We start from the raw sequence: 9,144 nt of genomic DNA, 5'->3' as shown, positions 1-9,144 counted from the left end.
CGAGTCTGAATAGGGCGCTAAGTTCGACGTATGACGACCCGAAACCAGGTGATCTATCCATGAGCAGGATGAAGGTAAGGTAACACTTACTGGAGGTCCGAACCCGTGAATGTTGAAAAATTCTGGGATGACTTGTGGATAGGGGTGAAAGGCCAATCAAACCTGGACATAGCTGGTTCTCCGCGAAATCTATTTAGGTAGAGCGTCCGACGAATACCCTGGGGGGTAGAGCACTGGATGGTTGCGGGCTGCGCGAGCGGTACCAATACTAACCAAACTCCGAATACCCAGGAGTACTATCGGGCAGACACACGGCGGGTGCTAACGTCCGTCGTGAAAAGGGAAACAACCCTAACCATCATCTAAGGCCCCCAAGTCATGGCTAAGTGGGAAACGATGTGGGATTGCTTTGACAATCAGGAGGTTGGCTTAGAAGCAGCCATCCTTTAAAGAAAGCGTAACAGCTCACTGATCAAGCGATCCTGCGCGGAAAATGTAACGGGGCTAAAGCCATGCGCCGAAGATATGGGTTTGCAGTTTACTGCAAGCGGTAGCGGAGCGTTCCGTAAGCCTGTGAAGGTCAACTGTGAGGTTGGCTGGAGGTATCGGAAGTGAGAATGCTGACATGAGTAACGATAAACAGTGTGAGAAACACTGTCGCCGAAAGACCAAGGGTTCCTGCGTAAAGCTAATCTGCGCAGGGTTAGTCGGCCCCTAAGGCGAGGCTGAAAAGCGTAGTCGATGGGAAGCAGGTAAATATTCCTGCACCAGCTAGAAGTGACGGATGGCATAAGTCGTCGGGGCTTATTGGATTGTTCCCGGCGGTGGCGTTGTCCCTGGAAATAACTCTAGCAGAGACCGTACCCGAAACCGACACAGGTGGTCAGGTAGAGCATACCAAGGCGCTTGAGAGAACTGTGCTGAAGGAACTCGGCAAATTGCACGCGTAACTTCGGAATAAGCGTGACTCACCCTGGGCAACCAGGACTGAGTGGCACAAGCCAGGGGGTAGCGACTGTTTAGCAAAAACATAGGGCTCTGCGAAGCATCAATGCGACGTATAGGGTCTGACGCCTGCCCGGTGCCTGAAGGTTAAAGGGAGGAGTGAAAGCTCCGAACTGAAGCCCAGGTAAACGGCGGCCGTAACTATAACGGTCCTAAGGTAGCGAAATTCCTTGTCGGGTAAGTTCCGACCTGCACGAATGGCGTAACGACTTCCCCACTGTCTCCAGCACAGGCTCAGTGAAATTGAATTCCCCGTGAAGATGCGGGGTTCCCGCGGTCAGACGGAAAGACCCTATGAACCTTTACTATAGCTTCGCCTTGGCGTTAGCGACCGTATGTGTAGGATAGGTGGGAGGCTATGAAACCGGGGCGCCAGCTTCGGTGGAGCCATCCTTGAAATACCACCCTTACTGTCGTTGACGTCTAACCGAGGGCCGTTATCCGGTCCCGGGACATGGCGTGGTGGGTAGTTTGACTGGGGCGGTCGCCTCCCAAAGTGTAACGGAGGCGCGCGATGGTTAGCTCAGACCGGTCGGAAATCGGTCGTCGAGTGCAATGGCATAAGCTAGCCTGACTGCGAGACTGACAAGTCGAGCAGAGACGAAAGTCGGCCATAGTGATCCGGTGGTCCCGCGTGGAAGGGCCATCGCTCAACGGATAAAAGGTACTCTAGGGATAACAGGCTGATTTTGCCCAAGAGTCCATATCGACGGCAAAGTTTGGCACCTCGATGTCGGCTCATCACATCCTGGGGCTGGAGCAGGTCCCAAGGGTACGGCTGTTCGCCGTTTAAAGTGGTACGTGAGCTGGGTTCAGAACGTCGTGAGACAGTTTGGTCCCTATCTGCCGTGGGTGTTCGAAGCTTGAGAGGATCTGTCCCTAGTACGAGAGGACCGGGATGGACATACCTCTGGTGGACCTGTCATGGCGCCAGCCGTGCAGCAGGGTAGCTAAGTATGGAATAGATAACCGCTGAAAGCATCTAAGCGGGAAACTAACCTCAAAACAAGGCTTCGCTGAGGATCGTGGAAGACTACCACGTTGATAGGCCAGGTGTGGAAGCGCGGTGACGTGTGAAGCTTACTGGTACTAATAATCCGATCGGCTTGATCGTTTCTCAGCAAAACTCATTCGATCTTACTTGTCGAAATCATAGACAATATCTTCTCATTCATGTGTGTCGGGTTGACCTGGTGGCTCTGTCGGAGGTTCCCCACCCGATCCCATTCCGAACTCGGTCGTTAAGACCTCCAGAGCCGATGGTACTTCGTCTTAAGGCGCGGGAGAGTAGGTCGCCGCCGGGTCTACCCGACACACATGAATGACTTCTCGATCCTTCTTCCTTTACTTACCGCCTTGCCGCGGGATGGAGCAGCCCGGTAGCTCGTCAGGCTCATAACCTGAAGGTCGTAGGTTCAAATCCTACTCCCGCACCCAAGCTTACCTCACACCCGGACGTGAGACTCTGATCTGCAAAAACCCCATGGCCTCCAGCCGTGGGGTTTTTTGCGTTCCGGGCTTTGCCCAGCGCCAGCAAGGCGGCCAGACTGCCGTGAACCTCCAGCTGGAACTTGCCCAGGCCTTCCGCCGGAATGAAGTCTACGCGCTCGATCAGCTTGCGCAGTTCCGTGCGCACCTCCTCGCCGTCATCACCCTCGATTGCCTGGAGCAGGTTTTCCGCCAGCCGGCGGTAGGCCTCAGCAGCGCCGGGGTGAAGCTGGATCACCGACGGGGAGGCGTCGACCGCCAGTCGGGCCTGGATCTCGTTCCGGCGGGTCTTCAGCGGCGCGCTGATTGTCTTCAGTTCGTCGGTTTCGATCGCGCCCTCCAGGCACATGGCCTGCGCGCGCTTCAGTTTGCGCTCAATCTCCGCCAGTTCGCGTTCCAGCGGCGCCCGCTCAATCTGAAGGGCCCGGCGCTCCGTCTCTGCCGCGGCGTGAAAGGCTCTGACGGCTTCCGCGATCGCTTCAGGCGACAGCAGGTGGGTCTTGATGCCGGTGAGGACGCGCTCTTCCACTGTCTTGGCGGCGATGATCTTGCCGTTGGAGCAGGTCCCGCGATCGTAGCGGCCGCTGCAGTTGTACTTGCCGCCTTTCAGCGTCATGGCGGATCCGCACAGGCTGCACTTCATCAGTCCCGACAGCAGGCGTTTGGGTTTGCGGGTGAGCGTCTTAGGGTGTTCGGCTTGGGCATCGAGGCGGGCCTGGACGGTATTCCAGAGTTCTTGATCGATGATGCGCAGGTGCGGGGCGGGTTGGCGGATCCAGTCCTCCGGCGGATTTAGCACTGATGAGCGCTTTCCGGAGTCGGGGTGCTTGCGGTAGCGACGCCGATTGAACACCCGCACGCCGATATAGAGTTCCTGGTGCAGGATGCCGTCCTGGGCGCGGCGGTCGCCATGAATGGTCGAGGGCGTCCATTCGCCGCCGCGAGGGCCGGGTTCGCCGGCGGCGTTCAACTTGTGAGCGATGGCGCGGGCCGACATTTCGTTGCGGCCGAAGTCGTTGAAGATCTGGTGGAGGATGCTGACCTGGTGGCCGTTGGGCTGCAGTTCGCCCTTGCCGACGATGTCGTAGCCATAGCAGCGGCCTCCGCCCGAGAAGCCGGCCTTCACCCTGGCGACAAGGCCGCGCCGAGTTTTCTGGGCCAGATCGTGCAGAAAGAGTTCGTTCATGGTCCCTTTGAGGCCGATGTGGATCCGGTCGATCGGGCCCTCAGTCAGTGTTCTCAGTGGGACGTTCGCATAGGTGAGTCGCTTGAAAATATGGGCGATGTTTTCCTGATCGCGTGAAAGGCGATCGAGAGCTTCAGTCAGGACATCGCTGACCTCCCCGCGCGCGACGGCGTTCAGGAGGGCGCGCAGCCCGGGGCGATTATCAATGGCGCTACCGGAAATGGCTTCGTCGGTGAATTCGAGAATGTCGGTAATGCCTTCGGCGCGGCTGGCATCTCGCAGCAACGCAATTTGGTCAGCGGTAGAGCGCGCATTTTGAAGGTCTGTGGAATGGCGACCGTAGATGGCGCGCATTTTAGGGCGAAGGACCAAGGGATTTCCTATTTGACGTTTTCTGCAAAAAAATGGTTGACGCTGCCTGTCGCGTCGCCTTATATGAGCAGATAAGGCGTTCTGCGCCTGTAACTTGACATTGCTGTCTGGCTATCGCATTCTGCGGGAACAAACAACCCCGGGGAGTGCTTATGCGTGTCGCCCATTGGGGCGCGGCGGGCGCCGAGGCCCTTGATCAGAAAGAATATTCCGTCCGGTTGATGGGCGGCGAGGCGCTGCGGATGCGTCTGGAGGCTGCGGACCTGTCCGCCGTCAGTGAGCAGTTGCGTCGCGAGCGGGCCCTGGTCGGTCACCTCATCATCGAAGAGGACGGCTACCCGTCGATCGTCGAAGCGCTCGTGCCCAGCCATCGCATTCAGCTGGTGCTTGCCCATGACGACTGACGCCAACGTCATCCGCCTGTCGCCACGGCCGGAACGACGCAGGCCGGCGCGGCCGCTGATCCCTCCCTGGGCCGAAGACGCATCGACGGCGTCTTATGACGCCGCCGTCGCGCTCCTCCTGCCGACGATCCGCGCCCTGGCGCGGCTGGCGCGTCAGCGTGCGGCCTTCACCGTCGGCGACTGACCTGCGGCCGCCGCAAGTCGCGGCGGCCTTCCTACCCCAACAATCCGGCCCGTCGTCATTCGCGCCTCCGCGCGAAGCCGATGGCGCGCGCCCTGAACTTGAGAATTAAATGGAAGCCCAATTCCCCAAAGCGCGAGAGCGCAGCTATCGGCAGGCCGCTGGCCTCTTCGATGGTGTTGCCGAGCTGCCGGAAGAATCCGCTGCAGAATCGGTCGTCAGAAAGGACGCCGTCATCTATGTGCGCCTTCCGTCCGATGAGGGGGGAATGGGCGCTGGCCTGACCGACCAGATCGACGCTTGCTCCCTGCTTTGCGCGGAACGGTCATGGAACATCGCTGATGTGGTCGTGGACGAGGCCGTTCGCACGGCGGCCGATCCCCATGGAATCAATTTCGCCTTGTACGGCGAGGCGGATGTGGTGGTCGTCTATGACCTGGCCGTGCTGACGTCCTCCACCAATCTGCTGCTTTGGCTGATCGACGACCTGCAGCAGCGCAACATCGAACTGGCGGTCGCCGCCAGCCGATCGGATTCCGCGGAAGCCTTCTCTGACCAGGCCGTCTTCGACGACATCCTGAAAAACAACCCGACCGCCATGGGGATGATCGGCGACATTGAAGACCTGAGGGGCGACCTGACGGACTTTGTGGCGATTGAGGCTGACCTTGAGAGCCGGGACGAGTTGATCTGGTTGGTGACCGACGAACCGATCACCGCCGCGCGTCTCGCTGATGAGATCAGCGCCCTTCACCACGCCTGATAGGCCACAGGCCTCTCCCCTGAAATCAAACCCGCCCTCTGTCGCCTCGCCCCCGCGCGAGAGTGATGTCGCATATTGGAAATGCAAATGACTGAAGATCCCATCTCCCCCGCTGATGAGCCCACAGAACCCGCCCAAGAGGTCGGCGTGCGTACGCAGATGATCTGTGGTGGCGTGGTCTACGAAATGATCATGCTGCCCGATCCTGATGATCCGGACCGCTTCCACATGCGCCGTGTCCAGCCGGAGGCGCAGCAATGAGGGGCCGTTTCTCGAGGCGACGCGTCGGGCAGAGGCGACCTTCACGCACGAACGACGAAGTGTTGGTTGCGGTTGTTAAACGGTTCCAGGCGACGGCCACGTCCCTGTCGCAGATTAACGAACTGCGGTCGCAGCTTGAGGCGGCCGGCTTTGACGGCGTCGGTATCCGCTTCGAACGTATGGTGACTGGGAAGATCGACACCTTCATCACCTACGTGACCGGTCCCTTCGATGGCAACAGAAGCGGCGAGGGCGAACCGTGCGGCAAGGTGTAAAGACAGAATCCGCTCAGTTGGCGCTGCCTCTGGCGGCGACGCTGGACGATGAGCTGTGGCGTCGCGCCGAGGCTCGCCGGGAGGCGTTGATGCTGACGGGGGCTACGGAGGACGAACGTCTGTTGATGCCTCTGGCGCTTAGCCTGGCGCGCCTCATGGCGCAGCGTGACGCCAAAGGAGAAGGGGAGAGCCATGGGTCTGTTTGACAGTCCTCTTCCGCCTCCCGGCTCGCGAGCCCTTCTCCTCGGGCGCTATTCGGACAGCCATCAGAACCCGCTGTCGGCAGACGATCAACTGGCCGTTCTGCGCGCCGATTGCGAGCGGCTCGGGTGGGAAGTGGTCGGCGAATTCACTGACAAGGCCAAGTCGGGGCGATCCGTCGCCAGCCGCACGGGGTATCTGGAGATGATGGCTGCAGCTGAAAGCGGCCAGGCGGATGTGATCTGCGTCGTTCATCTCGATCGTCTGGGACGAAATGCTCGTGAACTGCATTACGCAAGGAACCGACTGAGAGATGTCGACGTGGTCATCTACACGCACGACAAAGGCGTGATGGGGCGGTTTGAGTTCGCGATCTTCGCCGAAATGGCCCAGATCGAAAGTGAACGCATAGGGGAGAGGACTTCTCGCGGTCGCCTCGCCGCGGCCGCTCGCGGGAAGATCATGGGCGATATTCCTTACGGATATCGTCTGGTCGATGAAGTCGATGAAGGTGGAAATCCTCTACTGAACAGTCGAGGAGCGCATATCCGTCGCGTCGAACGGCACCCGGTTACCTCCAAGATCGTCCTGCGGGCGAACCTGGAGTACGACGCGGGCATGAGCCCCCACCAGATTGCGGTCGGCCTCACGGCGGACAATGTGCCGACGCCTGAGGGGGGCAAGGTGTGGCATCCCAACACCATCATGGGATCCTCGCGTTACAGGACGGGATTTCTGCGTAATCCGCTCATCATTGGGAAAGCCATCCACGGGAAGGTGACGACCGAGTACGATGAAAAGAGCGGAAAGGTAAAAAAGAAACAGGGGGATGCGTCCACCTGGATTGAACACGATGCGCCGTGGCTTCGGATCGTTCCGCAGGAAGTCTGGGATCGTAACCAGGAGCGACTGTCGAAACGTCCTGCCTCCAAACTTCGCGATCGGCGTCGGCCGAGTTATTTGTTGAGCGGTTTGGTGAAGTGCGGCGTCTGCGGCGGGCCTTATAATCAGGTCTCCGCGAAAATGGGCTGCGCGTCTCATAGACTGAAGGCGTGCCCCAATGGGCGCCGGGCTAAACGTGAAGACGTGGAGCGCGTCGTCCTGGAAGGGCTGACGCATCGCCTCTCCCAGCCTAACGTCATTGAGTGGTTCATTCCGGAGTATTTGCGTGAGCGGGGCTCCGCGCAGACGGAAGGGCTTGATCGCCATGAGCGCGCCGTTCAGCGGTTGGCTGAGGTCGGTCGCGAGATCGATAATCTGATGGCGCAGATTAAAGCCGGGGCGTCCGGCTTTGCCGCCAATCTCATCAACGACAATCTGAATACGCTGGGTGCGGAAAAGGAGCGGCTCGCCCGAGACGTTCGCGCCGGACCCGCCAGGGCGGTGACCGACCTGACCCCCGGTAATCTCGTCGCGCGAGTTGGGACGCTTCTGGATAACCTGGGCGACGCGTTGAATGGTCCAGAGCGTGATGCCGCTCGAGCACGAGACATTATCCGGAGTTTGATCACCCAGGTGACGGTCACGCCCTATGATCCGGAAGGGAAACGGCCGGATGGTCGGGGTGCGGGGGCTGTGCGCGTCCAGATCGAAGGTGAAGTCAGCCGCCTTGTTGATCGCGCCATGCTTAATCGGAAGATCATGCATGACCGTGGTGCCGAGGACATGCATGATCTTCCGATCGCCACCTTCCGCTTCGAGGTCATCCTGGATCGCAGTCTGTCGATCGAGCAGGAAGGGCTCTGGGAGGATGTCGCGTGCATCGGCAGGCTGATGGATGATGCGGATCGACCTGTTTTTTATCAGGAAATGATCCAGGCGATGAATGACCGGGGACGTCCGGTCGATGCAGCGGAAGCGGACGTTGATGAAACACGCGCACGGATCGCACTAGCGCAACTGCGTCGCGATAAATGGGCGAGAGCGATTCGGCTGGGGGGCACGCACGGATGGGTCTGGAGCGACCGCAGCATCTCCGATGCCGAATGGCGAGAGCGCTACGAGCAAAGTCTTCTGGCGCCAGAGCCGATTGACGGCGTCTCGGCGTCGGGATCGATCGGCGTCATTCGTCTTTCAGAGCCCGATGCCGGCGTCGTGCTCATCGGTAGAAACAGCAGTTGAGCGGCCGTCATCCGTCGGCCGTTTATTCGATCACCGGCATGCCCTTGAAGATCGCCGGCGGCGGCGGGCCGTCGGTCCAGTGCCAGGTCTCGCGGGTGCGCATCAACTCCTGCGTGACCTGGGCCGGGACGGCTGGGATGTCGACCGGCGTCAGGGCATAGGTGCCTGACGGGGCCAGGTTCAGCCGGAACCGGTGCGGGAAGCCGTCGAAGCGCACTTCGATCACCATGTCGCGGACCATGCCGTCGGGGATGACGATCTGTTCGGCCAAGATCGCGCCGCCATGCGCCGTGCCAGGATCGATGGTCGTCGTCTCCAGCATGGTTCGACCTAGGGTAGAGATGGTCTGGCGCAGACGCCGCTGGATGTGGTCGTGCGACGCCTGAAGTTGCCCCGAAGCACTGCGGTAGGCGATGTCGTGGCGGCGGGGGTGGTCCTACCACGCCGCCAGCAGAAGTGCGGATGATCCCCTTCTTGGTGAAGTTGGCGGAAGCGCTAGATATTCATCCTGCACAATTGTTCGATTGAATAGCGGCTTTTGACTCATTGCGGCGGTTGCCGAGGTCCGCTTTCGGGCAAGGCGTCGCTCAACTCCAAACGCGCAGGTCTGACGCGTTGCGGGGCTTCCACTTTCGGGCTGCGTCACAAACGTGAACTGAGTTGCAATCGCCCATTGGCGGAATTTTGGCGCTATCTTTCGGTCATAACGACCTTGGATATATCTCTGAACCTATCCGGGCCCTGGGAAAGGTCGCCTTCGAGCGTAGGTGCGGCCTTCATCGATTCCTCTGGCTGGGACTCTGGTGTCCACAACGCTGGTCACCAGCGCATCGGCGCATTTGTCGCTAATACTTTACACGCTGAAGGAGGATCTTAGCCGTTGAATG

9 protein-coding genes, 1 tRNA gene and 2 rRNA genes (1 of these 12 running past the window's edge) are annotated in these 9,144 nt (G+C 59.7%); 10 read left to right on the top strand and 2 right to left on the bottom strand.

Annotated features, from left to right (window positions below; all coding sequences use genetic code 11):
- The 3 genes from AC3IPP_RS12530 to AC3IPP_RS12520 form a co-directional block, all read left to right on the top strand.
- A 23S ribosomal RNA gene (locus AC3IPP_RS12530) occupies positions 1–2,119 on the top strand; it begins 662 nt to the left of the window's first position.
- Between the two features lie 75 nt (positions 2,120–2,194).
- A 5S ribosomal RNA gene (rrf, locus tag AC3IPP_RS12525) occupies positions 2,195–2,309 on the top strand.
- A 56-nt stretch (positions 2,310–2,365) separates the two neighbouring features.
- Positions 2,366–2,442: transfer RNA gene (locus tag AC3IPP_RS12520), tRNA-Met, on the top strand.
- Here the strand turns inward: AC3IPP_RS12520 and AC3IPP_RS12515 are convergent.
- Positions 2,399–4,033 (bottom strand): recombinase family protein, encoded by a 1,635-nt coding sequence (locus tag AC3IPP_RS12515; RefSeq protein WP_489151063.1) that lies wholly within the window; start codon positions 4,031–4,033, stop codon positions 2,399–2,401. The genes AC3IPP_RS12520 and AC3IPP_RS12515 overlap by 44 nt on opposite strands.
- A 170-nt stretch (positions 4,034–4,203) precedes the next feature.
- Here AC3IPP_RS12515 and AC3IPP_RS12510 point away from each other — a divergent pair, with 170 nt between their 5' ends.
- The 7 genes from AC3IPP_RS12510 to AC3IPP_RS12480 all read left to right on the top strand — a co-directional run bounded on the left by AC3IPP_RS12510 (position 4,204) and on the right by AC3IPP_RS12480 (position 8,257).
- The gene (locus tag AC3IPP_RS12510; RefSeq protein ID WP_489149207.1) at positions 4,204–4,455 is read left to right on the top strand and encodes a hypothetical protein; all 252 of its coding nucleotides are present in this window, start codon (positions 4,204–4,206) and stop codon (positions 4,453–4,455) included.
- Positions 4,445–4,639, top strand: coding sequence for a hypothetical protein (locus tag AC3IPP_RS12505; protein WP_489149206.1), 195 nt, complete (start codon positions 4,445–4,447; stop codon positions 4,637–4,639). The genes AC3IPP_RS12510 and AC3IPP_RS12505 overlap by 11 nt, the downstream gene beginning before the upstream one ends.
- Positions 4,640–4,904: 265 nt before the next feature.
- Positions 4,905–5,399: a recombinase family protein gene (locus tag AC3IPP_RS12500; protein ID WP_489177412.1), complete on the top strand. Its 495-nt coding sequence runs from the start codon at positions 4,905–4,907 to the stop codon at positions 5,397–5,399.
- Positions 5,400–5,486: 87 nt separating this feature from the next.
- Complete coding sequence (locus AC3IPP_RS12495; protein ID WP_489149204.1) at positions 5,487–5,660, top strand: hypothetical protein; 174 nt, start codon at positions 5,487–5,489, stop codon at positions 5,658–5,660.
- A 59-nt stretch (positions 5,661–5,719) separates the two neighbouring features.
- Complete coding sequence (locus tag AC3IPP_RS12490; protein WP_489177411.1) at positions 5,720–5,935, top strand: hypothetical protein; 216 nt, start codon at positions 5,720–5,722, stop codon at positions 5,933–5,935.
- Positions 5,936–5,952: 17 nt separating this feature from the next.
- Positions 5,953–6,141, top strand: coding sequence for a hypothetical protein (locus AC3IPP_RS12485; RefSeq protein ID WP_489149202.1), 189 nt, complete (start codon positions 5,953–5,955; stop codon positions 6,139–6,141).
- Positions 6,128–8,257 (top strand): recombinase family protein, encoded by a 2,130-nt coding sequence (locus AC3IPP_RS12480; RefSeq protein ID WP_489149201.1) that lies wholly within the window; start codon positions 6,128–6,130, stop codon positions 8,255–8,257. Before AC3IPP_RS12485 ends, AC3IPP_RS12480 begins: the two co-directional genes overlap by 14 nt.
- A 22-nt stretch (positions 8,258–8,279) precedes the next feature.
- Here the strand turns inward: AC3IPP_RS12480 and AC3IPP_RS12475 are convergent, their stop codons facing one another.
- Complete coding sequence (locus AC3IPP_RS12475; RefSeq protein WP_087141669.1) at positions 8,280–8,579, bottom strand: hypothetical protein; 300 nt, start codon at positions 8,577–8,579, stop codon at positions 8,280–8,282.
- Positions 8,580–9,144: the final 565 nt, after the last annotated feature.

It is taken from the genome of Brevundimonas sp. KH_060, from assembly GCF_057838275.1.
Note: the sequence above shows the minus strand (reverse complement) of the source record. Positions and strands in the feature narration are given on the sequence as shown.

What these genes read in the sequence shown, in the direction of transcription:
- AC3IPP_RS12515 (WP_489151063.1), bottom strand. Translation starts at nt 4,033, where the DNA reads ATGCGCGCCATCTACGGTCGCCATTCCACAGACCTTCAAAATGCGCGC.
- AC3IPP_RS12510 (WP_489149207.1), top strand. Translation starts at nt 4,204, where the DNA reads ATGCGTGTCGCCCATTGGGGCGCGGCGGGCGCCGAGGCCCTTGATCAG.
- AC3IPP_RS12505 (WP_489149206.1), top strand. Translation starts at nt 4,445, where the DNA reads ATGACGACTGACGCCAACGTCATCCGCCTGTCGCCACGGCCGGAACGA.
- AC3IPP_RS12500 (WP_489177412.1), top strand. Translation starts at nt 4,905, where the DNA reads ATGGGCGCTGGCCTGACCGACCAGATCGACGCTTGCTCCCTGCTTTGC.
- AC3IPP_RS12495 (WP_489149204.1), top strand. Translation starts at nt 5,487, where the DNA reads ATGACTGAAGATCCCATCTCCCCCGCTGATGAGCCCACAGAACCCGCC.
- AC3IPP_RS12480 (WP_489149201.1), top strand. Translation starts at nt 6,128, where the DNA reads ATGGGTCTGTTTGACAGTCCTCTTCCGCCTCCCGGCTCGCGAGCCCTT.
- AC3IPP_RS12475 (WP_087141669.1), bottom strand. Translation starts at nt 8,579, where the DNA reads ATGCTGGAGACGACGACCATCGATCCTGGCACGGCGCATGGCGGCGCG.